General features: G+C 69.8%; 17 protein-coding genes. 7 read left to right on the top strand and 10 right to left on the bottom strand.

Annotated features, from left to right (window positions below; translation table 11 throughout):
- Positions 1 to 285: 285 nt before the first annotated feature.
- The 5 genes from E8A74_RS41265 to E8A74_RS41245 form a co-directional block, all read right to left on the bottom strand.
- On the bottom strand, positions 286 to 1,140 hold the full coding sequence (locus E8A74_RS41265) for a hypothetical protein (protein WP_136934620.1): 855 nt from the start codon (positions 1,138 to 1,140) through the stop codon (positions 286 to 288).
- Positions 1,141 to 1,222: 82 nt separating this feature from the next.
- On the bottom strand, positions 1,223 to 1,855 hold the full coding sequence (locus E8A74_RS41260) for a hypothetical protein (protein WP_136934619.1): 633 nt from the start codon (positions 1,853 to 1,855) through the stop codon (positions 1,223 to 1,225).
- Entirely contained in the window at positions 1,856 to 4,903 is a 3,048-nt protein-coding gene (locus tag E8A74_RS41255; RefSeq protein WP_136934618.1) for a tetratricopeptide repeat protein, read from the bottom strand. It abuts the gene before it with no gap.
- A 15-nt stretch (positions 4,904 to 4,918) separates the two neighbouring features.
- Positions 4,919 to 6,088: a hypothetical protein gene (locus E8A74_RS41250; protein ID WP_136934617.1), complete on the bottom strand. Its 1,170-nt coding sequence runs from the start codon at positions 6,086 to 6,088 to the stop codon at positions 4,919 to 4,921.
- A gap of 100 nt (positions 6,089 to 6,188) precedes the next feature.
- Positions 6,189 to 6,707, bottom strand: coding sequence for a hypothetical protein (locus E8A74_RS41245; protein ID WP_136934616.1), 519 nt, complete (start codon positions 6,705 to 6,707; stop codon positions 6,189 to 6,191).
- Here E8A74_RS41245 and E8A74_RS53325 point away from each other — a divergent pair.
- The gene (locus E8A74_RS53325; protein ID WP_170229767.1) at positions 6,697 to 6,867 is read left to right on the top strand and encodes a hypothetical protein; all 171 of its coding nucleotides are present in this window, start codon (positions 6,697 to 6,699) and stop codon (positions 6,865 to 6,867) included. The two genes, E8A74_RS41245 and E8A74_RS53325, sit on opposite strands and share 11 nt — an antisense overlap.
- Before the next feature lie 47 nt (positions 6,868 to 6,914).
- Here E8A74_RS53325 and E8A74_RS41240 read toward each other — a convergent pair whose 3' ends face one another.
- Positions 6,915 to 8,084 (bottom strand): DNA alkylation repair protein, encoded by a 1,170-nt coding sequence (locus tag E8A74_RS41240; protein ID WP_136934615.1) that lies wholly within the window; start codon positions 8,082 to 8,084, stop codon positions 6,915 to 6,917.
- Between the two features lie 144 nt (positions 8,085 to 8,228).
- Here E8A74_RS41240 and E8A74_RS41235 point away from each other — a divergent pair, with 144 nt between their 5' ends.
- Together E8A74_RS41235 and E8A74_RS41230 are read left to right on the top strand one after the other, a co-directional pair.
- A complete protein-coding gene (locus E8A74_RS41235; RefSeq protein WP_136934614.1) occupies positions 8,229 to 12,137 on the top strand; it encodes a serine/threonine-protein kinase in 3,909 nt (1,302 codons plus the stop codon).
- Between the two features lie 159 nt (positions 12,138 to 12,296).
- Complete coding sequence (locus E8A74_RS41230) at positions 12,297 to 12,923, top strand: OmpH/Skp family outer membrane protein (RefSeq protein ID WP_232379974.1); 627 nt, start codon at positions 12,297 to 12,299, stop codon at positions 12,921 to 12,923.
- 93 nt (positions 12,924 to 13,016) lie between these two features.
- Here the strand turns inward: E8A74_RS41230 and E8A74_RS53320 are convergent, their stop codons facing one another.
- From E8A74_RS53320 to E8A74_RS41210, 3 genes are all read right to left on the bottom strand, one after another.
- Positions 13,017 to 14,192 carry a hypothetical protein gene (locus E8A74_RS53320; protein WP_170229766.1) on the bottom strand — a complete coding sequence of 392 codons (1,176 nt, stop codon included), beginning with the start codon at positions 14,190 to 14,192 and terminating at the stop codon, positions 13,017 to 13,019.
- Positions 14,192 to 15,232 carry a hypothetical protein gene (locus E8A74_RS41215; RefSeq protein ID WP_136934612.1) on the bottom strand — a complete coding sequence of 347 codons (1,041 nt, stop codon included), beginning with the start codon at positions 15,230 to 15,232 and terminating at the stop codon, positions 14,192 to 14,194. The genes E8A74_RS53320 and E8A74_RS41215 overlap by 1 nt, the downstream gene beginning before the upstream one ends.
- Positions 15,233 to 15,356: 124 nt before the next feature.
- Entirely contained in the window at positions 15,357 to 16,094 is a 738-nt protein-coding gene (locus tag E8A74_RS41210) for a hypothetical protein (protein ID WP_136934611.1), read from the bottom strand.
- Positions 16,095 to 16,208: 114 nt separating this feature from the next.
- Between E8A74_RS41210 and E8A74_RS41205 the strand changes: the two genes are divergently transcribed.
- From E8A74_RS41205 to clpA, 3 genes are all read left to right on the top strand, one after another.
- On the top strand, positions 16,209 to 18,764 hold the full coding sequence (locus E8A74_RS41205) for a glycogen/starch/alpha-glucan phosphorylase (protein WP_136934610.1): 2,556 nt from the start codon (positions 16,209 to 16,211) through the stop codon (positions 18,762 to 18,764).
- A gap of 100 nt (positions 18,765 to 18,864) precedes the next feature.
- Positions 18,865 to 19,188 carry an ATP-dependent Clp protease adapter ClpS gene (clpS, locus tag E8A74_RS41200; protein WP_136934609.1) on the top strand — a complete coding sequence of 108 codons (324 nt, stop codon included), beginning with the start codon at positions 18,865 to 18,867 and terminating at the stop codon, positions 19,186 to 19,188.
- Between the two features lie 5 nt (positions 19,189 to 19,193).
- A complete protein-coding gene (clpA, locus tag E8A74_RS41195; RefSeq protein WP_136934608.1) occupies positions 19,194 to 21,518 on the top strand; it encodes an ATP-dependent Clp protease ATP-binding subunit ClpA in 2,325 nt (774 codons plus the stop codon).
- Positions 21,519 to 21,581: 63 nt separating this feature from the next.
- Here clpA and apaG read toward each other — a convergent pair whose 3' ends face one another.
- Entirely contained in the window at positions 21,582 to 21,968 is a 387-nt protein-coding gene (apaG, locus tag E8A74_RS41190; RefSeq protein WP_211365568.1) for a Co2+/Mg2+ efflux protein ApaG, read from the bottom strand.
- A gap of 234 nt (positions 21,969 to 22,202) precedes the next feature.
- Between apaG and E8A74_RS41185 the strand changes: the two genes are divergently transcribed.
- Positions 22,203 to 23,138, top strand: a complete 936-nt coding sequence (locus E8A74_RS41185) for a rhomboid family intramembrane serine protease (RefSeq protein WP_232379973.1) — start codon at positions 22,203 to 22,205, stop codon at positions 23,136 to 23,138.
- Positions 23,139 to 23,140: the final 2 nt, after the last annotated feature.

The raw sequence follows: 23,140 nt of genomic DNA, 5'->3' as shown, positions 1-23,140 counted from the left end.
GCAGGGGCTGTCCGCCCCTGCACCTGGACCAGCCAGGGGCTGGACCCAAGCTCGATGAACTGCGCTCCGCGCAGCTCATCGAACAGGCCCGGTCAAGATCGGCAGCGACGTTGTCAACCAAAACAGCCGCGCTGCGGGTTCGGCTGGCACCCCGGCTTCTTCGTCGGCCCGTTTGAACAACTGCGCGAAGCGCAGTTGTTCAAACCCCGGTCCAGGCCGTGCCTGGTCCGGGTCGAGGGGCGGACAGCCCCCGCGGGGTCCGGGGCAGCGCCCCGGCGCGGCGGCTCACCGCAGGAGCGCGAGATACCTCGTCGCGCGCCGCTCCCCTGCATCCGCGCAGGCCAGGAGCAGGCGGCGCGCCTCGATCTTGCGGCGCGCGAAATGGGCGACGAGCGCGCGCGCGAAAAGGACGCTGGGCTCCATCCCTCCGGCCGGATCCCCGAGCCAGTCGTGCCAGGCGAGCGCGAGATCCCAGAACCCGTCGGCGTGGACCTCGGGTTCGTCCTCGTGCACGAGCAGGCCCTCGAGATCGTGCTCCACCGCGTGGCAGAGGACCAAGAGGCCCAGGAACGGGAGCCCATCGCCATGGCCGCGGAGCGATGCCCCTTGCAGCGCGAGCGCGTCCGGGCCCTGCCCCGCCGCCCCCCGCAGCATGCCCATGTCGAGCCGCTTCGGGGGCGGGAGCGCGTCGTTGACGAACGCGAGCATCTTGGGCCAGTCGGCCCGCGGCAGGTGATGGCCGGACTTGCCTGCGAGCGTGAGCTCCCGGAGCGGCCGCTCGGACTCTGCGTCGATACGCTCGACGATCGCGACCACGTTCTCGGCCATGGCATCCTGAACGAATTCGAGCGGGACGTGGTGCGGATCGTCGACGCGGATCCAGTCGCCGTCGAGCTTGCGCAGGAGCGCCGCGAGCTCACCTTGCCGGCTCGCCTTGCCGCGCTCGACGAGCGCGCGCCCGAGCGCGAGGCAGCTCCACGAGACGGGCGTGTCGTCCCCGCCGGCGCGCCCGACCATCTCGGGCACGACGAGCGACATGCCCGCCCCGGAGACGGCCGCGAGGGAGAGCAGGTTCACCGGCTGCTCGCCCTCGACGTGCGTGTAAGAAAACCCCTTTTGTCCGCGAATGGTTCGTCCCATCGATCTCTCGCCTGAGGCGCGCGCGGGATAGCGCGGCAGTCTCCCAGCGTCGGGCGAACCGGGCCGCTTCGTCAAGCCCAAGTCACGGACGCTCGGCGCTCTTCGCCCATTTCTTCCGGAAATGAACGAACGCCACGATCACGACGGTGACGAGCGTCAAGGGCAAGGCGTGCTTGACGACCTCTGCCCGCAGCACCGCGATCCAGCCGAGGAGCGCCTCGCCGAAGAAGCGGCAGAGGCCGATCCAGAGGGTCTGCGCCACGACGATCGCAGGCACGAGCAGGCGCGCAGGGGCGGCGAACGCGCCCGCGAGGGTGCTGGCGATGGGGCCCGGGACGGCCATCACGAGCAGGGGTGCGCTCATCCGCATCGGCTTCATGAGACGCTCGACGCGCCCCTCGGAGGCCACCCCCCGCGCGACGAGCCAGCGCAGGGCGTGGGTCCCCTCGGAGCGACCGAACAGGTACGCGAGCAGGCATTGCCCGACGCAGATGGGCCATGCGACGGCCCAGTACGCGACCGGCGAGGAGACCCCCGCGACGAGGACGAGGTTCGCGGGGACCGGGGAGAGCGCGAGGAGCGCGAGGGGCGCGTGCGCGAAGAGCACCGGCGACAGCGCCGTCCCGAGGATGCGGGCGCCCATGATCACCACGAAAGCCGCGGCCAGGTACGGCCGGCGCGTCGCGAGTACGTCGTTCCCCGGGCCCTCGCTCATTCAACCGTCCTCGTCGTCGCCCTCGTCGTCGCCGTCCGCGTCTTCGTCCTCGTACCCGTCCGCGTCTTCGTCGTCTTCGTCTCCGCCGTCCTCGTAACCGAGACGCCGATTCATCTCGCTGTCAAGGTACGGATTGCCGAACGGATCACGCTCCCAGGGCGGCGGCTCGTCGCTCTTCGCCTGCGAGGCCTTGCCCTGTTCGGTTTTTGTCTCTTTGCTCTCGACCGAAGCCGCGACGGAGGAGATGGCGAGCTCTTGCAGGTCGTGCAGCGTCTCGTCGAGCGTGCGGCCGCCGGCCTCCGCCGTTTGCAGCGCCACGAGTGTGACGACGATGTTCGTGCCCTGGGTCGTGGAGATCTCCTGGACAAACCCGGAGAGCGCCTCGGTCGCGCCTGCGACGCGCGCCACCGCGGGCGGCGGCGGCTCGCCCCGCAGCGCGTCCTTGAGGCGCGCGAGGATCACGTCGTCCCCGAAGCCCGCGTCGCGCAGCGCTTGCAGCCCGAGACGAATGCGCGACCAGCGGAAGCGTGATTCGACGACCTCCGCCGGCTCCTTGGGCATGACCGCGTCGGCCAACGCCGCGAGGGTATCGAGCGCCCCTTCGACCCCCCTCTCCGTAAGCACTTGCAAGGTCTGCGCGATGGAGGTGCGGAGCCTCGGATGGATGCGCGTACCCAGGTGCTCTGCCTGCGCGACCGCGCCCCGCGCCGCCTCGATCGCAGCCTCGTGCTCGCCGCCCTGCGCGCGCGTGACGAGCAGATTCGTGCACGTCGTGAGCAGATCGACGCGCGCCTCGACGAGCGAATCGTCGTCCGCCGCCCGCCCCTCGCCCTCGAACCCGGCGATCACCTTTTCGAGGATGGACCGCGCGCGGTGGAGCCGCTCGATCCCCTCGTCCCTCCGGCCCGCGCCGAGCGAGAGGCCCGCCATGTCGCCCCAGCTCTTCGCCGCCATCGCGCTCTCGACCCCGTCGTGTTTCTCCCGGAGCGCGAGCGCTTTCCCATAATGAACCTCGGTGCCCTCGGCATCCCCGGTCATCCCGAGCGCGCTGCCGAGGTGGTGATAGGCCTCCCCAGCCTCGCGCGAGCCGGCGTCGATTCGCTCGCGAATCGCGACGGCCCGACGGAGCGCGGCCACGCCCTCCTGCGGATCACCGCCCCAGGTCGCGGCGAACCCGAGGTTTTCGAGGCACGTCGCGAGGCCCGGATCCTCGGGCCCGAGCGCCTTTTCCGCCTTGCGCAGCGCCTCGCGCCCGGCCGTGATCGCCTCCTCGTACCGCCCGAGGAACGAGAGCCCCTTCGCGTGGTCGGCGAGCGTCTTCCAATCGAAGGGCGCGCTCTCCGGCGGAAACTCGTACGTCCCCGCGAGGATCCCCTCGAAGCGCGGATCCTCGCGGACCGAATCGAAATAATCGTCGGCCCGCGCCTTGTCGATCCATTCCTTGTCTTTTGCGACGACGAGGGCGAGATCCCGCAGCGCGCCCTCGGGATCGCCCGTGATCGCGCGCTCGCAGGCCCGGTTGAACCAGAGGACGTCGTAGCTGCCGCCGAGCAGCACCTTGCCGTCCTTGTCTACGCGCGCGATCGCCTCGGTGTACGCCGCAATCGCGTCCGCATGGCGCTTCATCGACGTGAGGATGAAGCCCTTGTCCATCCAGGCGAGGGCCGAATCCTCGGCGGCGAGCGCGCGCTCGGCGGCGCGCAGGGCGCCCTCGTTGTCGCCGCGCTTCTGCAAGATCCGGATGTGCTCGCGGATGAGATCCTTCGGCCTCCGCGCCTGGTACGCGAGGATCCCCTCGGCCCACGCGTCGAAGGAGGCGATCTCGGCCGAAGGCGGATCGGCCTTCCCTTTTGCCGCAAGCTCGCGCTGGGCCATGGCTGCTGCGAGCGCCTCGGCGTCCGCGAGCGCCTCGTCCCCCGTATCGTCCGATGTATGCAGATACGCGAGGAGCGCGAGCGGCGTGATCGCACCCGGCAAGAGATCCCGGAGCTTTTTCGCGAGCGGCAGCCCTTCGGGGTTATTGCGCTGCGAGATCGCCCGGAAGAGGATACGCTCGGCCTCGAGGTTCTTTACGTGCGCGTCCATCGCGTCGATCGCGCGATCACACGCCGCCGTGTAGTCGTCGTTCAATCGGTCCCGTACGATCCAGAGGATCGGGTGCAGGTCCTCCCGGGTCGGCAGATCCTCGCGCGAGGCCAGCGTCGGCTCGATCTCGGCCCGCACGACGGCCGCGAGGCCTTCTTCCCCGCGAGAACGATCGATTTCCGAGACGAGCAGCGCCGCGAAGTACGCCTTCCAGACGCGCCCGGTCGCCGCCATGGCCTGCGCCCACGCGGCCGCCGCTTCGAGCTCGTAGAGCGGCATCTCCCTCCACAGGAGACGCGCCGCGGCGACCTCCACGCGGCGCCATTTTTTCTCCGTCAGATCACGCCGGATCGCGTCGCGCAGGTAATCCTCGTTCTGCGTGTCGAGATCCTCGACGAAATCGCCGCGCACGGCCTTTTCGGCGAGCGCATGGAGCTCACGCGCCCATGCCCCCATGTCCTCGGGCACGGGCCCGCCCGCGAGCATCTCGCCGAGCGTCTGCTCCAGCGACGCGTCCGACAGCGCCATGACGGCCTTGTGCGCCATCCAGCGGACGGGCTCCTCTCCGTCACGTAGCCTCGCCGCGAGCACGCTGCGAATTCGATCGGGCAGCGTCGGCGCCGTCACCGCGACGGCCTCGCAAAGCGTGGAGAGCTTTTCCTCGGGCGCCTTCGCCTCCTCCGCCCGCGTCGCGAGTTCGTCCACCGAGCGACGCACGACCGACGATTCGAGCCAGGCGGGCATCGGCTTGCCGCTCCGCCATTCGATGTAGCGGACGCCGAACAGGGGAGAATCGACGAGCACCATGTGCCGCCCTTCGCCCATGTCGACGCTCCAGAAGGGCGGCGCATCGGCCCTGCGCGGCGCGCGCCGCACGACCTGAAAACCCTCCAGCTCCATGCCCTCGAAGATCGAGCGCAGCGAGACGGCTTCGCGAAGGAAATACACGACTTGTTCGCTCACGATGTTCCTCGAAGGTCAGGGTCGGAGGGCGCGCCGCAAATCCTCGATGTTCCCGGCCTCCGTCTCGCGAAGGAGCGCCTCGTGAAGAAATCGCTTGTGCCGCGCGAAGGAAGCGAGCTGATAGCCGAGGCCCCGCTGCCGGGGATCCTCGCGGCCTCCGATTTCAGCGAGCAGGGTCCGCACGGCGGCGCCGTCGTCGCCCATCGTCGCGAGGCACGCCATCCCGTGATAACCGAGCGACGGCGTCTCCTCGGGATTGCGGACCATTTCGAGGAGTTCGTCCGCCTGATATCCACGAAACCGCGCCACGACCGCGAGCGCGTCGACGGGCATGTCCGAGGGCAAACCCTTGGGCAACCCCGGCAAGAGCTGCGTGAGCAGCGGCAGGATGCTCTCGTGCGCGACGGGGGCATACCGGACCTCGAGCACGCAGAACTTGTTCATCGAAGAGATGGTGACCGTGGCGCCGAGGCGGCGTGAGCGCAGCGTGATGCTCGGCACGGCCCCGTCGGCTTGCGCCATGTTCTCGGGCATTCGATAGCCGGCCCCGACGAGCGCGATTCCCGTGGGGTGATCCGGCCACGGATCCTCGGCGAACCGCGTGCCCCAGGGCAGGCTGTCGGTGCCGGGCAGGCCCTGGAAGAACCGCACGATGGTCTCGAAATCGGCGCCCATTTCGGTCTCGGTGCCGAGGAAGATCCGGACGCTCCGGGGCAAACCGACCACCGCCGGCAATGGATCCTGCGTCTCGGGCCAGGCGTACGGCGCAAAGGCCGCGGCGAGCGACGCCGCCGTCGTCCCCGCGGGGATCCAGAGCGGCGGCGGCGTGGTCTCGTGCAGCGCGATCCAGAGCTGATCCGGCCGCGCAGGGTCGGCGAACAACGTCGGATTGTGGATCTTCCGCATCCAGCGGTCGGCCCGCAGATCACCACGCGTCGCGAGCGGGACCACGCCTTCGAGCATACCGAGGCAAGCCTCGTGCGCTTCCGCGGGGATCCACGCCCCGAGCGGCGCGTCGTCCTGCGCCTCCGCGCTGTGGATCCGCGCGGACGCCTCGCGGCTCTCGTGCTCGCTCAGCCACACCCAGCCCGTTTTCCCGGGCTGCCCCGAATCCCCCGCGGTGTCTGCGAAAAGCGCGTCGAGGAAAGGCTTTCGATCCTTCCACCAGTGCGAGGGGAGGCCCATGCCCGGGACGCTCGCACGACCTCGGCGCGAGGACAACGGGAAAGCAGCCCGCCGCATCCGCGCCTCCCGTTTGACGGCGCAAACGGGGCGCCGGGGTTCGTCAGCCGAGGCTGCCGAGGGCCCAGCGCTCGGCCGACTCGACGTCGGGGAACATGCGGTAGGGATAAGGCGGCGTCGACATCCAGAAAATCGCGGTGAGCGCGCCTTTGGGAAAAGCCGCGTCGACGACGAACGCGCACGCCGAACAGCGACGATAAATCTCTACGTTCTGCGCGAGGTGATCCGCCATCGTCTTGCGTTGCTTGGGCGAGAGTTCTTTCGTCCCGCGATAATCGTGCAAGAGGGCGAACCTGCCTCCACGGCTCCGGAGGACGAGCGCCAGATTTTTGACAAACTGCTCGGTTTGCGCCTCGTTCGCGCGCGGATGATTGACCAGGACGACGAGCGGCCAGCGCGATACGTCGAGCACCCCCCCCTCGAGTACGCCCTGGCCTCCCGAAAGCGAGGCGAGCCGGCCCGTGTCACGCGGCGCCGGCAGGCCTCCCGGAGGAGGAACCACCGAGGCGCGGCCGCTGCTCGGCGGCGCCGGCGGTGGTGTGGACTTGAGGATGAACGACATCGTGGCGAAGATACCACCCTTGCTGCGAAACTGCCACAGGGACATCCCCCACGCCCACGTCCGAAACAGGCTCGCCGACCTGGACGTGTTCACCCTTGCCAGGGCCGTGACGCTGGGGAAGCTCGTCGTCCCCTGTGGATCCATTTCGATCCACCCTTGAATCGTCGCACGCGACGATTCTTGCACGAAATGGCCGTTCGGCCCTTGCTACCGCGTGCGGCGTTGCCTGGAAGATGCGGATGGCGATGTTCCGCCAACGCGCGACGCAATCGCCTCGAACTGGCCAAGCTCGAAATCCTCGCCGTTGATCCGGAGGTCGATCCGGTGCTCGCCCGGGTAATGGCGGCGCGTCGTCAAATCGACGAGCGAGACCCGGCCCTGAATCGTCTCCCGCCCCGACGGCGAGAGTTCGAGCGTGCGCACCTTGAAGACCTTGGGGCGGAGTTTTCCGGTCGCGCCGGGATAATGAATCACCGCGTCGACGACGAGCCGCTGCGACGCGCCCGCGCGCGAGCGTGAGACGATTTCGCAAGAGAATCGCGCCTCCTCGCCGAGGGGGACCTTCTTCGGCGTGACGCTCGCCCGCTCGATTGCGATTTCCGGCGCGGCCGAGGCGCCGAGGAGCGCGAGCGCCCCCGGATGCCCGCGCTTGACGAGCCAGCGAAGCGCGTGCCGGACGATCCACGCGCGACCCGGCCCCGCGCCCTCGAGCCAGTGGCGGCACAAGGCGACGACCCGATCCGGATGATCCTTGGCAATGTCGTTGAGGTTGTTCGCGACGCTGTTGCGAACGTACGGCTCGGGATCGTCCTTCAAGATCTCGAGCAGCTCGAGGATGGGCGTGGGATCCGCGATGAACGCGGGCAATCGCTCGGCCCACGGAAGCCGCGGGCGCGTGCCCTCGGAGACGAGGCGGCGCACGTGGGCGCTCGGATCGGAAGCCCAGACCCGGAGCCGCGCGAGCGACCGCTCCGGGTCGCGGAGGAGGAAGGGTCGGATCGAGAACTCGGCCGTGAACACCTGGGTGAGCGCGTGCTGGGCGCGCATCGAGGCCTCGAAGTGTTCGAGCCCTCGCTCCGCCACGAAGGTCAGGTGCGGGAGGTAGAAGAAGCTCGACATCGCGCCCTCGTCGCGGGACGCAGGCGTCTCGAGCGAGCGGAGGAGGATGTCCACGGCGCGCTCGAAGTCGGCCGGCAAGGCGCGCCCGAGCGCCGCGGCGATGTGGCGCCCGCGCTCCTTGAGCTCCTTGTCGTCGAGCCCGGTCTTGGCCTCGGCGATGAACGTTCGCGCTGGAAAGTCGGGCCAGGCGCCCCGGATCGAGGCCGCGATGCGGCGCACGAGGCGTTCGTCGAAGAAGAGCTTGAGCGGCTCGGCCATGCGGGCGTCGCCATGACACGAGGCGGCGGAGGCGGGAAGGCGCGCGCGCGCGCGGACGAAATTTTTCGGGGTGGGGCCTTTCCCCGTCCTTTCCGATCGGAAATCTACCCAGGCGCGCGGGACCTCGCGTAGCCTGTACGCGCAGTGGTCCCGGAGTTCAGTCAGGCGTCGGACCGGTTCCTCATCGAAGGTCGCGCAGGCAGCGGCGGCATGGGGGACATTTACAAGGCGACCGACCAGCTCACAGGACAGGAGGTCGCGCTGAAGCTCCTGCGCGACAGCGCGACGCCGCAGGAGCGCGTGCGGTTCATGCGCGAGATCGCCATTCTCGCGGACCTGCGCCACCCGAACATCGTCCAGTACATCACGCACGGGACGTGGAACGACGGGCGGCTGTTCTTCGCGATGGAATGGCTCGACGGCGAGGATCTTGGCCAGCGGCAGCGGCGCGCGCCGCTCGGCATGCGCGACGCGGTGGAGGTCGTCCGGCGATCGTCGGCGGCGATGGCCGCGATCCACGCGCGGAACGTGGTTCATCGCGACCTGAAGCTCTCGAACATCTTCCTCGTCCGCGGCAAGGGCACGGCCATCAAGCTGATCGATTTCGGCGTGGTGAAGCCGCCCGTCCCCGACGAGTACCAGACCGAACGCGGGACGATCATCGGGACGCCGCATTTCATGGCCCCCGAGCAGGCCCGCGGCGAGCCGATCGACGAGCGCGCCGACGTGTACTCGCTCGGCGCGGTGCTGTTCCGCCTCGTGACGGGACGGAACGTCTTCGAGACGGAGCACGTGATCGCGCTGCTCGGCCGCCTCGTGCTGGAAGATCCGCCGAACCCGCAGAGCATCCGCTTCGACGTGCCCGAGGCGCTCGCCGACGTGATCCTGCGCTCGGTCGCGCGAAACCGCGAGGGTCGCTTCGAGAACAGCGGCGAGCTCGCCCGCGCCCTCGCCCGCGTCGGCCAGCTCAACAACGATCCACCCGCGACCGATCGCAGCAGCGCCTCGGCGGTCCGCTCCCTGCCCGGTCAGAAGCCGATCACCATCACCGACGCAGGCGCGCCGCCCGTGCCCGCCTCGCGCCCCGGATCCGCCGAGCGCCGCGTGGTCGCCTCCGTGCTCTTCGAGCTCGCCGGCGCGCGCCTCGACGCCGAGGCCGATCGGAAGCTGCGCGCCGTGCTCGGCGACGACACGCGCCTCGAACCGCTGCTCGATCAGCAGATGGTGGCCGTGCTCGGCGTGGAGCACTCGCGCGGGGACGAGGTGATGCGCGCCGCCCGCGCCGCGCTCGTCGTGACGCAAGCGCTGCCGACGGCGCGCGCCGCCGTGGCGATCGGCCTGGCGATCCGCGGCCGGGCGAACCTCGCGGGCCAGGCGCTCGAGCGCGCCGTGGGCCAGATCGAGCTCGCGAGCCCGGGCACGGTCCGCGTCGACACGCACGCCGCGAGCGCGCTCGAAGGTCGGTTCGTCCTGCAAGCCGACGCGCGCGGGGGCGTGCTGCTGCGCGAGGACACGAGCGGGTTCGTCGCGCGGCAACTCCTCGGCCGTCCCACGCCGACCGTGGGCCGCGAGAAGGAGATCGCGCTCCTGCAAGGCATTTACGGCGAGCTCCTGGAGGACGCGACGCCGCGGGGCGCGCTCGTCCTCGGCGCCGTGGGCATCGGCAAGAGCCGCGTGCGGAGCGAGCTCGTGCAGCGGCTGGAGGTCGCGCCGGTGCGCCCGGAGCTGCTCATCTGCCGCGGCGACTCGCTCAGCCAGACGTCGAGCCTGTCCGCGCTCGGCCGCGCGCTCCGCGCCGTGATGGGCCTGCAGGACGGCGAGGCGCCGGCCGATCAGGTGCTGAAGGTGCGCCGGCACGTGGCCTCGCGCCTGCCGCCGGGACAACGCTTCGTCGCGGGGTTCTTGGGGGAGCTCGTCGGCGTGACGTTCCCCGATCAGGACGACGAGCCGCTGCGGGCCGCGCGCGCGAGCGCCGAGCTGATGCAGGCGCGCCTGCGCATGTCGCTCGAAGCGTACATCCGCGCCGAGGCGGATCGCGCGCCGCAGGTGCTCGTGCTCGAAGACGTGCACTGGGCCGACGACACGACGCTCGAAATGGTCGACTGGCTGCTCGGCTGCGCGGACCTGCGTTTCGCCGTGTTCGCCTTCGGCCGCACGGAGCTCGCCTCGCGGCTCGGCGGGCTCTGGGAGCGCCGCGCCATCACGCGCCTCTCGCTCGCGCCGCTCTCCCCGCTCGCCGCCGATCGCCTGGTCTCCGCGGCCCTGCCGGGCATGGACGCGGCCACACGGACGAACCTCGTGAAACGCGCCGATGGCAACGCGCTTTTCTTGGAGGAGCTCGTCCGCTGCGCCGCCGAGGGCCGGAACGAGCTGCCGCTCACGGTGCAGGCCGTGGTGCAGCTCCGCCTCGATCGTATGTCCTCCAAGGTCCGCGAGGTCCTGCGCGCGGCCTCCGTCTTCGGCCAGTCGTTCTGGACCGGCGGCGTGACCGCGCTCATCGGCCGGAGCGTGGGCCTGGAGCTCTCGGAGCTCTTCGCCGCGGAGATCGTGGCCCGGCAGCCGGAGTCGCGTATCGCCGGGGAGGACGAGTGGATCTTCCGCCAGGCGCTCGTGCGGGACGCCGCGTACGAGGCGATCCTCGACGAGGATCGCGCCGCGCTGCACCTCGCCGCGGGCAACTGGCTCGAATCCGTGGGCGACGTCGACGCGGGCCTCATCGCACGGCACGCAGACGCAGGCGGCGCGCACGAGCGCGCGGCGCGGCTTTACGCGCGGGCCACGAAGCAGGCCTACACGAACGGCGCGCAGCTCGAGACGGCCCTCGAGCTCGCGAACCGCGGCCTCGCCTGCGGGGCGGCCGGCGAGGTGCGCGTGCAGCTTCTCGTCGCGCGGGCGCAGTTCTCGATCTTCATGGGCCGGCTGCTCGACGGGATCGCCGCGGCCGAAGAAGCGGCGCAGCTCGCGCGCGCCGGCTCGGACATGTGGGGCGAGGCGCAGCGGCTCGCAGCGGCCGCGCTCATCGAGTCGGGCCGCGCCGCCGAGGGAGACGATCGCGCGGCGAGGGCCCTGACGCCGCCCTACGCGAACACGCTCTCGCCGCCGATCCGCGCGAGCCTGCTCGCGGTGCGCGTCCGCGGCCTCGTCGATCGCCTGCAGCCCGGCGAGGCGATGCGCGTGGCGAACGACGCCGTCGAAGCGGCCCGCGCCTCCGGGGCCAGCGAAGCGCTCGTGCGCGCCCTCGACGCGCGGCTCTTCGCGATCGCCCACATGAACGACCCCTCCGAGGTCGTCACCACGGGCGCGTCGCTCATCGAGGTCGCCGAGAGCATCAGCGACATCGCCTTCGCCACGCGCGGACGCCTGAACGTGGGCTCCGCGCTGAACCACCTCGGCATGTTCGAGGAGGCGCAGTCGATGCTGGAGCGCGCGCTCTTCGACGCCCGCGCGCGCCGCATGCGCATCCTGGAAGCCTTCGCGCTGCACAACCTCGGCATGAGCTACGCGCGCCTCGGCAACCTCGATCTCGGCATCGACCACCAGCGCCAGGCCGCCCGCATCGCCGACGAGACGAACGCCGCGCGCCTGCGGGTGAACACGCGCATCTACGAGACGATCTTCCTCGTCTGGCGCGGCGCCCCCGGCGACCTCGCCACCGCGCTGAGCCTCGCCCGCTGGGCCATCGAGGAGACACGCGCGCAGCCGGCCCTCCAGGTCCTCGCGCTCTTCGCGCTCTCCCGCGTCCAGCTCGCCCGGCGCGCCGTCGACGCCGCGGTCGAGACCGCTCGCGACGCGAACGCGCGCCTCGCCTCGGCGCCCGTCGAGGAGTGGGAAGAAGGCATCCGCGTCACGCTCATCGAAGCCCTGCTCTCGGTCGGCGAAGACGAAGAGGCGAACGCCGTCCTCGACGCGGCCTTCACGGCCCTCACGGAGCGCGTCCACACGATCCGCATGCCTCATCATCGCGAGGCCTTCGTTCGTCGCAACGAAGAGGTCTATCGGATCGTCCAGTATGCCTACCACCGGCTGGGCCGGTATTTTCAGGCGGGCACCTGATCGGCGCGCGACGCGCTTCTCCGCTCGAACGCGGAAGGTTCGTTCGGTAGCACGCAAGAAATCGTTGCGTCGACCCGGCTTCGGGGTTAGTCCCCCGGGGTGATGCGTGCAGATCGTACTGGTTTCGTGGGTCCTCGGCGTTCGTCTTGGCTCCAAGGGTTGCGGGCTCCCGTGCTCGCGGCCGCGCTCGTCGCAGGTGTGGGCGGGTTCTTCGCGGCGGAGGAGACGGCCGCGGCGCAGTCGAAGATCGCCGTCATCGACGTGCGTCGCGCGATGCTGGAGACCGAGAAGGGCTTGCGTGTCCAGGCGACGCTGAAGAAGCTCTTCGACAGCCGGCAGGTCGAGCTCGACGCCAAGCAGCAAAAGCTCCAGGCCGAGAAGGAAGCGCTGGAGAAGGACGCGCAGAACAAGAAGGTGTCCCAGGACCAGCTCCAGCGGCGCTTCGAGGCCCTGCAGAAGCAGGCGGCCGAGCTCCAGGCGATCGCGATGGAGTACCAGCGCGAGATGCAGCGCAAGGAGACGGAGATGACGACGCCGATCTACCAGGAGATCATCGGCATCGTGCGCCGGATCGCGGCCCAGGACGGCTTCGAGATCATCCTGGAGAAGACCGCCGTCCCCTACATGCGCGCCGATCTGGAGATCACGGATCGCGCGATCCAGATGTACAACAGCGCTCAAGGCGGCGGTGACGCAGGGGGCAAACCGCCCGCGACGCAGCCGGGCAAGCCTGCCGCCCCCGCGGCGCCTGCGACGGCCCCCGCGCCCGCGCCGAAGAAGAAGTAAGCGGCTCGCCTCCAGGCGAACCCCGCAGATACGAAAGCCGGATCCGAGGCGCGAGGAGCGCAGGATCCGGCTTCGTTCGTTCGAACGTGTCGTTCAGAGGATGCGGCAGCAGAACGTCGTCGCGTTGTCCGGCGTGATCGCGCCCGTGGCCTGTCCGCCGCCGGAGACCGCGCAAGCGCCGCCGCTCGGCGGGTTCGTGATCGCCGCCTTGCGCCCGAGGATCGTCGCGAAGTTGTTCGGCAGGTTCGCGCACTGGCCGGCCGTGAAGCTCGCGAGCTCGCTGTTGCAGCCGGTGTCGCTGGAGACCTGGATCGTGGCGTCGCACGAGCTGCCCGTGGGCGAACCGCAGGTGCATGTGGTGCATGCACGCGAATCCTCGACGTCCTCGTAGAAGAGGTGCTTGTCGGCGTACTGCCCGGCGGGGCAGCTATTGTCGCCGCCCTTGAAGACGCAGACCTCGCCCAGGAACGGCAGCGGCGCGCGCGGCTGGCAAACCTCGCCCGCGCCGCATCCGCCGCCCTTGGGCGCGTTGATGCACGCCTTGCCGAGGAACGCCCAGCTCTCGGGCGGCTTGTTCGCGACGCCACCCGCGGGATCGCAGCTCCCGCCGACAATCGTGGGCTTCGGCGCGCTCACCGAGGGATTGCACGGAGCGCCGCCGCAGACCTGCTCGAGCGCGTAGCCGGACTGCGCGGAGCAGGCCCCCGTCCAGTTCTGCGGAGGGTTGAAGGGGTTCGAGATCCCCGCCACCTGGCCGCAGGGTTTGTCGGAGAGGGTGATCGTGGTCGGCAACGTGCAGGTCTGGCCCGTCGGCGATCCACACGTGCAGGCCGAGCAGGTATGCGGCGGCGTGAGCAGCGTGTGGTTACCCGTGTACGTATTCGAAGCGAACGCGCCCGAACACGACGGCTCCTGCGCCTCTGCGCCCTCGAAAAGCGCGGCGAACCCCTCCCAACCGACGGGCGCTTCGGGCACGCAGGAAAACCCCGGCGTGCAATCGTCGTCCGCGCAGTCGACGAGCGTATCGCCGTCGTCGTCGGTGCCGTTCAGGCAATCCTCGGTGCCGGGCACTCCGCCCTGCCCGCCCATGCCGTCGCCGCCCGAGCCGCCCTGCCCGCCCTGCCCGCCCTGCCCGCCGCTGCCCGAAGGCTCGGGTTCGTCGAACGTGTAAGCCGGATAGAGGCACGCGGCCGGCATCGCGACCACGCCGATCCCCGCGACCAAGAGCCACGAAGCCACGCGCACGGACGAACGTGCTCGACGCGCCATCAGAACCTCCCCACGAGGCTCACGCCGCCGAGGCTCGCGCCGGGCGCGGCGCCGATGAACCGCGCGCCTCGCTCGGTCTCCGCCGAGGCCGATGGCGCCGACGACTTTTTCGAGCCCCCCGTCGCGAGCAGGATGACGCCCGTGATCAAGCTCGCGGCCCCGACGCCCACGGCCGCCTCGGCGATCCCCGTGAACAGCCGCCCTTGATCCGCGGTCGGCTTCGCCGACGGCGGGCACGACGTATCGCCGCCGCAGAGATCCTCGAGCTCGTTGATCGTCGATTGCCGTGGCCCGAAGAAGAGCGCGAGCCCGGCGCCGATGCCTGCGACGCCGATGCCCGTGAGCACGATCCCCGGGATGCTGGGCCCGCTCGACGGAGGCGGCGGCGGCGGAGGCGGCGGCGGCGGCCTCTCCTCGTTTTTCGGGCCGTCCGACGTCGCGGGCTCGTCCTTGACCACGACCTCCACGGTCTTCTTGTCGCGCTCGGGGACGTTGATCGAGTCCTTCCAGATCTCGCGGTTGCCGAGCTTCGCCACGATGTAGTGCGGGCCGGGATCGACGGGCATCTCCACGCCGACCTGCGTCGCGCCGAGCTCGGTGCCGTCGAGCTCGATGACGGCCGCCTCCGCGCCCTTGCCACGCGCGATCGTGAGCTTCGGCAGGCGCTCCTCGATGGCCGCGATCTTCGGCGTGGCCGCGGTGGCGACGTCCGCGGCCTTCTTATCGCCCGCGGCCGCGCTCGCCGCGAGCCTGTAATTGCCGAGCGCCGAGAGCAGCTTGCCGAGCTTCTCCTCGCACTCGGCGATGTTGAAGGCGACCTGCGGGGTCATCTTCACGGCGGCGACGGCCTTGAACTTCACGAGCGCGCCGGAGCAGTTGTTCGCCGCGCTGAGCGCGATGCCCTCGCGGAAGAGCGTGCGCGCCTTGTCGAGCTCTTCTTTCGATTGTGCAGAGGCGTCCCCCTGCGAGAAGAGCGCGATCGCCGCGGCGCCGGCCATCCACGCCACGCGCGCCGCGCGACGCGCCCTTCGCTGAGACATGTTCATCGACCTCTGCTCCCGACGCCCGCGATCCCCTCGAGGCTGCGAGCGATTCGATTCTACCCGACCCCCGCGCGCGCCGGAACACCCGCGCGAACGCCGCGCGGGCTCCGCAGAGCCAACGTCACTTCTTCGCCTTGCCGAGGTCGAGCTTGACGCGCGGCCGCCCCGTGGACGTCGTCGCCGTCGCGCTCGCCGTCGCGGTGGTCGTCGGGGCCGCGCTCGCCGTCGACGTCGCCGTTGCGCTCGCGGTCGCGGTCGCGGTGGTCGTCGGGGCCGCGCTCGCCGTCGACGTCGCCGTCGCGGTGGCCGTCGCCGTCGTCTTCACGGTCGTCGTGGGCGCCGTGAACTTCGTCCGCTCCCCGATCGGAATCCGATCGTCGCCGAGGATGCACATCTTCGTCGTGTCGCTGGCCGTGAGCGTGTCGCAGAGCTTGTAGCCCTCGGGGCACTCGCCGGGGCCCTGGCACGTGGCCGAGCAGAAGCCGGGATCGCTCGGCGCATCGGCCTTCTTCAAGCAGAAGCCGTGATCGCACTCCGCCGCGGTCGTACAGCTCGCGCCGACCTTCGAGCCGGCGGCCTTGCTGCACTCCAGCCCCGAGCCCGTGTCCTTGGCGCGACAAACGAGCCCATCGCCGCAGTCCTTGTCGTACGTGCAGCTCTTCGTGCAGATGCTGCCCGTCGCCGCGCACTGAAGCGATGCGCAGTCCGTGTCCTTCGTGCAGGCCACGCCGAACGCCTTCTTCTCGGGTTCCTCCTGCTTCAAGAACCCACAGCCAACTGCCCCGAGACCGAGGAAGAGCGCGATCATCGCCCCGCCTCGCAGCGCCCCACCCACCATCGCCCCACGGGTCTTGCTCATGGTTCCTCTCTCGCCGCGCGAGAGCGCGGGCCGTGGGTCCGTCTACCACAGCACGGCCGCCGAGGGACAAGCTCCTGCGGCGCGCCCCGGCGGGTCCGCTATGATGCGTGCCCGATGACCTCCTTCTTCCAGGGCCCTCACCCGCCGCCCGACGGCGCCTTCGCCACCTCCGCCCAAGACCCCGTGCCCTCGCGCGTCCGCGTCGAAGACGACCGGACGGGCATGCACCCCGCCGCCCTCCGCCGTGCGTTCACCGACCACGTGCAGTTCTCGCGCGCACGCGACTTCGAGGCCGCGACGAGCTTCGATCGCTTCGTCGCGCTCTCGCTCGCCGTCCGCGATCGCCTCGTGGAGCGCTGGTCGCAGACGCAACGCACGTACTACGAGAAGGACGTCAAGCGCGCCTACTACCTCTCGGCCGAGTTCCTCCTCGGCCGCGCGCTCCAGTCGAACCTGCAGGCCCTCGGCGTCGAGGAGACCTACCGAACGGTCCTGAAGGAGCTCGGGATCGACCTCGACGAGATGATGGAGCTCGAGCACGACGCGGGCCTCGGCAACGGCGGCCTCGGGCGGCTCGCCGCCTGCATCCTGGAGTCGATGGCCACGCTGGAGCTGCCTGGCCAGGGCTACGGCATCCGGTACGAGTTCGGCATTTTCGAGCAAATCATCCGCGACGGCGCGCAGGTCGAGCGCGCCGACGAGTGGCTCAAATTCGGCAATCCCTGGGAAATCGAGCGGCCCGAATACGCGGTCACCGTCGGCTTCGGCGGCCGCACCGAGATGGTCCAAGACGGCCGCGGCGGCTACCGCGTCCTCTGGAACCCGGCCGATCACGTGCTCGGCGTCCCTTACGACACGCCCATCGCGGGCCACGGATCGGGCACGGTGAACACGCTGCGGCTCTGGGCGGCCCGCGCCCACGAGGACTTCGACTTCGGCCTCTTCAACGCCGGCGACTACGTGAGCGCGGTCCAGCAGAAGAACGCCTCCGAGGTCATCTCCAAGGTCCTCTACCCGAACGACAACTTCGACAAGGGCAAGGAGCTCAGGCTCCGGCAGGAGTACTTCTTCGTCGCCTGCTCGATCCACGACATCGTCTGGCGCTACACGAAGACGCACGACGACTTCTCGAAGTTCGGCGACAAGGTCGCGATCCAGCTCAACGACACGCACCCGGCAATCGCCATCGCCGAGCTCATGCGCGTGCTCGTCGACGAGCACGCCCTCTCCTGGGACGAGGCCTGGACGCAGACCGTGCGGGCCTTCGGTTACACGAACCACACGCTCCTGCCCGAGGCGCTCGAGCGCTGGCCCGTCGCGCTCTTCGAGCGCATCTTGCCGCGCCACCTGGAGATCATCCAGGAGATCAACCGGCGCCTGCTCCGCGCGGTGACCGTCGCCTTCCCCTACGATCAAGGCCGCGCCCGGCGCATGAGCATCTTCGAGGAGGGCCCCGAGCGGATGGTCCGCATGGCGCACCTCGCGGTCATCGGCTCGCACTCGGTCAATGGCGTCGCCAAGCTCCACAGCGAGCTCGTGCGCACCTCGCTCTTCCGCGACTTCCACGAGTTCTGGCCCGAGCGCTTCAGCAACAAGACGAACGGCGTCACGCCGCGCCGCTGGCTCTTCGCCTGCAACCCGAAGCTCTCCCGGCTCATCACCTCCCGCATCGGCCCGCGCTTCGTCACCGAGCTCGAGCGCCTCGCCGAGCTCGAGCCCGCCGTGGACGACCCGTCGTTCCTCGCGGAGCTCCGCGCAATCAAGCGCGCGAACAAGGAGGCGCTCGCCCGCATCGTCAAGCGCGATCTCGGCTTCGACGTCGACGTCCGCGCGATCTTCGACGTCCAGATCAAGCGCCTGCACGAATACAAGCGCCAGCTCTTGAACGCGCTCCACATCGTCACGCTCTACCTGCGCGCCAAGCGCGGCGAGCGCGTGCACCCGCGGCTCTTCATCTTCGGCGCCAAGGCGGCGCCCGGGTATCGGCAGGCCAAGCTCATCATCAAGCTCATCCACGCCATCGCCTCCGTCGTGAACGGCGACAGCCGCGTCCCCGAGCTCAAGGTCGCCTTCCTGCCGAACTACCGCGTCTCGCTCGCCGAGAAGATCATCCCGGCGGCCGATCTCTCCGAGCAGATCTCGACGGCCGGCATGGAGGCCTCCGGCACCGGCAACATGAAGCTCGCGATGAACGGCGCGCTCACGATCGGCACCTACGACGGCGCCAACATCGAGATCCGCGAGGCCGTCGGGGCCGAAAACTTCTTCCTCTTCGGGCTCACGGCCGAGGAGGTCGAGGCGCGCCTCGCGTCGGGCGTGCCCGGCCGCGCCGTGTACGAGGCCGATCCCGAGCTGCGCGAGGCGCTCGACTTCATCCGCTCCGGCTTCTTCTCGCCGGACGAGCCCGACGCTTTCCACCCCCTCGTCGACGAGCTGCTCGGCCGCGACCGATACCTCGTGATGAGCGATTTCCGCGCGTATGCCGACGCGCAGAAGGTCGTCGAGCGGGCGTTCCTCGACGAGGAGGGCTGGTCGCGCAAGGCGGCCCTCAACATCGCGCGGGTCGGCAGCTTCTCGTCGGACCGCACGGTACGCGAATACGCGAATGAAATCTGGCAGATCGAGCCCTGCCCCATCCGCCTCGTCCCCGAGGATCCTGCCGCCGAGTAGGGCCCCTCCGCCCGCTGCGCCCCGAGCATATCGATTCCCGGCGCGCGACCACCGGCGCGCCGGGCCCTGGCTTGCTAGTCTGTTCGGCCCCCCGAGACGTATGGCGAACGATCCGCGTGAACGAGAGGACCACGAAGGCGATCTCGCGACCCAGAAGAAGCGCAAGGTCGAGAAGGTCCGCCGCTACAAGGTCCTCCTCCACAACGACAACTACACGACGATGGAGTTCGTCGTTCTCGTGCTCGTGAAGTTCTTTCACAGGACCGACACGGAAGCGACACACATCATGCTCAGCGTGCACCACAAGGGCAGCGGCGTCGCGGGCGTCTACACCAAGGATGTCGCCGAGACGAAGGTCACCCAGGTGCAGAGCTTCGCGAGGCAACACGGCATGCCCCTCCGGCTTTCGGCCGAACCCGAGTAGGAACCATGAAGATCAGCCCCGAGGTCGAGATCGCCTTCAAGCTGGCCACGCACGAGGCCATCCGCCGACGGCACGAGTACGTGACCGTCGAGCACCTTCTCTACGCGCTCACGTTCGACGAGGAGACGGCAAACGTGATCCGCAAGGCGGGCGGAGATCTATCGAAGCTGAAGAAGCTCCTGGTGCGCTTCCTCGAAGAAGAGATCGAGGCCTTGCCCGAGCACGTCGAGTCCGAGCCCGTCGTCTCGCTCGGCTTTCAGAACGTCGTGGGCCGCGCGGCCGTGCACGTCCAAAACACGAACCAGAAGGAGCTCAAGGGCGCGAACGTCCTCGTCGCGGTCTTCTCCGAGCGTGAGTCGCCCGCGGTGCAGATGCTCCGCGAGTCCGACCTGCAGCGCCTCGACGTGGTGAACTACCTGTCGCACGGCATCGCGAAGGAAGGCGAGGACGACGAGATCGGCCCGGAGGACGCGACCGAGGGCGCGGACGCCGCCGAGGCCGAGGGCGAAGGCCGCGAGAGCCGCCGCGATCCGCTCGCCTCGTTCACCGTGAACCTGAACAAGGAAGCGGAGAGCGGGCGCATCGATCCGCTGGTCGGCCGGACGATCGAGCTCGAGCGCACGATTCAGGTCCTCGCGCGCCGCCGCAAGAACAACCCTTTGCTCATCGGCGACGCCGGCGTCGGCAAGACCGCCATCGCCGAGGGCCTCGCCATGAAGATCGTCAAGGGCGACGTCCCGCAGGCGATCAAGGGCGCGACGATCTACGCGCTCGACATGGGCGCGCTCATCGCCGGCACGCGTTACCGCGGCGACTTCGAGAACCGGCTGAAGGGCGTGCTCAAGGCCCTCGAAAAGCAGCCGGGCGCGATCCTGTTCATCGACGAGATCCACACGATCATCGGCGCCGGCGCCGCGAGCGGAGGCACGATGGACGCCTCGAACCTGCTCAAGCCCGCGCTCGCCTCCGGCCGCCTGCGTTGCATCGGCGCGACGACCTTCCAGGAGTACCGCGGGCACCTCGAGCGCGACAGCGCCCTCGCGCGTCGCTTCCAGCGCATCGAGATCAACGAGCCCTCGGTCGACGAGACGCGCCAGATCCTCGAAGGCCTGCGCAAGCACTACGAGGAGTTCCACAAGGTCCGCTTCACGGACGCCGCGCTCGAAGCGGCCGCGAAGCTCAGCGACCGCTACCTCCGGGATCGGCGCTTGCCCGACAAGGCGATCGATCTGCTCGACGAGGCCGGCGCCGCGGCGCGCCTCGCCCACGGCGAGGGCTACACGGTCGACGTCTCCGACATCGAGATCGTCGTCGCGAAGATGGCGCAGATCCCGCCGCGCCAGGTCTCGACCTCGGATCGCGCGCAGCTCAAGGATCTGCAGAAGGAGCTCGAAGGCGTGGTCTTCGGCCAGGCCGAGGCCGTCTCGCAGCTCGCGAGCGCCATCAAGCTCTCGCGCGCGGGCCTGCGTTCGCCGGAGAAGCCGATCGGCTCGTTCCTCTTCACGGGCCCGACGGGCGTCGGCAAGACCGAGCTCGCCAAGCAGCTCGCGAAGGTCATGGGGATCGAGTTCCTCCGCTTCGACATGAGCGAGTACCAGGAGCGGCACACGGTCTCGCGCCTCATCGGCGCGCCGCCCGGCTACGTCGGCTTCGATCGCGGCGGCCTGCTCACCGAGGCGATCGCGAAGACGCCACACGCCGTGCTCCTGCTCGACGAGATCGAGAAGGCGCACCCGGACATCTTCCAGGTGCTCCTGCAGGTCATGGACCACGGCACGCTCACGGACAACAACGGCAAGAAGAGCTCCTTCCGGCACGTCGTGCTCATCATGACGAGCAACGTCGGCGCCCGGGAGCTCACGCAGACGCGCCTCGGCTTCGGCGAGCGCGGCAACGTGGGCGACGACGATCGCGCCTTCAAGAACGTGTTCAGCCCGGAGTTCAGGAACCGCCTCGACGCGCGCATCATGTTCAAGCCGCTCGATCCGAGCGTCATGGGCAGCATCGTCGACAAGTTCATCCGCGAGATCGAAGCGCTCGTGGGCGACAAGGGCGTGACCATCCAGGTCACCGACGCGGCGCGCGATTACCTCGCGAAGAAGGGCTACGATCCGGCCTTTGGCGCGCGCCCGCTCGGTCGTGTCATCGAACGCGAGCTCAAGCCTCGGCTCGGCGACGAGATCCTCTTCGGCGAGCTCGAGCACGGCGGAAAGGCCGTGGTCGACCTGAAGGACGACGCGCTCTCGTTCTCGTTCCTCCCGAACGAGCCGCCGGCCGACGAGAAGAAGGCCGAGCCGCCGAAGGAGACCGAAGCCACGGCCCAGGCCTGACGCGAACCGGCGCGGGCGAACGAAGCGGGGGCTCTTCCCACGGGAGGAGCCCCCGTGTTCGTTTCAGTTCAGCGAATACGGCATCGCGAGCGTGAACTCTGCGATCTCGGCGTCGAACGCGGGCCCGCCGCGCTCGGGGTACATCTGGTAGGTGCCGCGCATCGAGCCACGCGGCGTCTCGAGCACACAGCCGCTCGTGTACTCGAAGTGCTCTCCGGGCCGGAGGGTCGGCTGCTTGCCGACGACGCCGGGGCCTCGGACTTCTTCGACCTTTCCGTTTCCGTCGGTGATGATCCAGTGCCGGGTGCGGAGCTGCGCGGTCTCGCTGCTCTCGTTCGAGATGCGCACCGTGTAGGCGAATACGTAACGCCTCGCGCTCGGCATGGATTGCGACGGCACGTACACGGTCGTGACGTAGACGCGGATTCCGTTCGTGATGGCGGTGGACACGTTCCTGCCGTGCCACGCGCCCGCGCCGTCCACAAGGGGACTTTCGGAGGTGACGGAAAGCCGGGCCGTGTTGACAGCTCTCATGCTCGTCCGCACGTTCCCCGAACCGTGAACGACAACGACGACCATTCAGGCGAGAGAGCTGTTCCGGCGCAGGCTTCGTCCCTCCCCTCCCTCTCCTCGCCTTTCGCGGGGGTCACGGGAGCCGCGTCGCCCCCGGCGCCAGGGGGGCTCGTGCCGGTCGACCCGCTCCCGGGCCTCACGGCCATCGGCCCGGTGCACGAGCGCAAGGCGCGGGACTGGTCGCTCGTCCTGCAGTCGATGTCGGTCTGGCACATGATGCGCTGGACGTTCCGGGGCTGGGTCCTCGTCGTGCGGGACGAGGATTACGATCACGCGTCGAGCTCGATCGATCGGTACGAGGCCGAGAACCGGGATTGGCCGCCGCAAAAGGTCCGCGAGCGGCCGCGGCACGCGCCCTCGATCATCGCGCCGCTCCTCTTTGCCGCGCTCGCCCTGTTTTTCGTGGTCACGGGTCCCGTCGCGCACAACTCGTTCTGGTTCCAGCGCGGCCGCGCCGAGAGCAACCTCGTCCTCGGCGCGGAGCCTTGGCGCGCGCTGACGGCGCTCACGCTGCACGCGGACTCGTCGCACGTGATCGGCAACGTCATTTCGGGCGCGATCTTCGCGTCGGCCGTGCAACGCAGGCTCGGCCCGGGCGGCGCGGCGCTCGCGATCCTCACGGCGGGAACGCTCGGCAACGTCGCGAACGCGGTCGCGTATCACACGATGGGCCACGACGTGCATCGCTCGATCGGCGCGTCGACGGCGGTCTTTGGGGCGATCGGGCTGCTCGCGGCCACGCAGCTCGCGCTCGACCGGGATCACGCGGCGGGGCGCAAGCGCACGATGCAGGAGATCGCGGCGCCAATCGTCGGCGGACTCGCGCTCCTCGGCGCGCTCGGCGCGAGCCCGCAATCCGATCTCGGCGCGCATTTCTTCGGGTTTGTCGCGGGCGTGGTGGTGGGCCTCGGCGCGGCGCTCGTCGTACGCAGGACCCGGCCTTCGCCGCGGCCGTGGCTCCAGGCGGGGCTGCTCGGGGCCACGATCGCGCTCCTGCTCGGCGCGTGGCGCCTGGCCCTGCCGTACCGGCTCGTCTGGCCGTTCTGAGT

Source organism: Polyangium fumosum, assembly GCF_005144585.1.
GTDB lineage: Bacteria > Myxococcota_A > Polyangia > Polyangiales > Polyangiaceae > Polyangium > Polyangium fumosum.
This window is presented reverse-complemented; position numbering and strand designations above follow the sequence as displayed.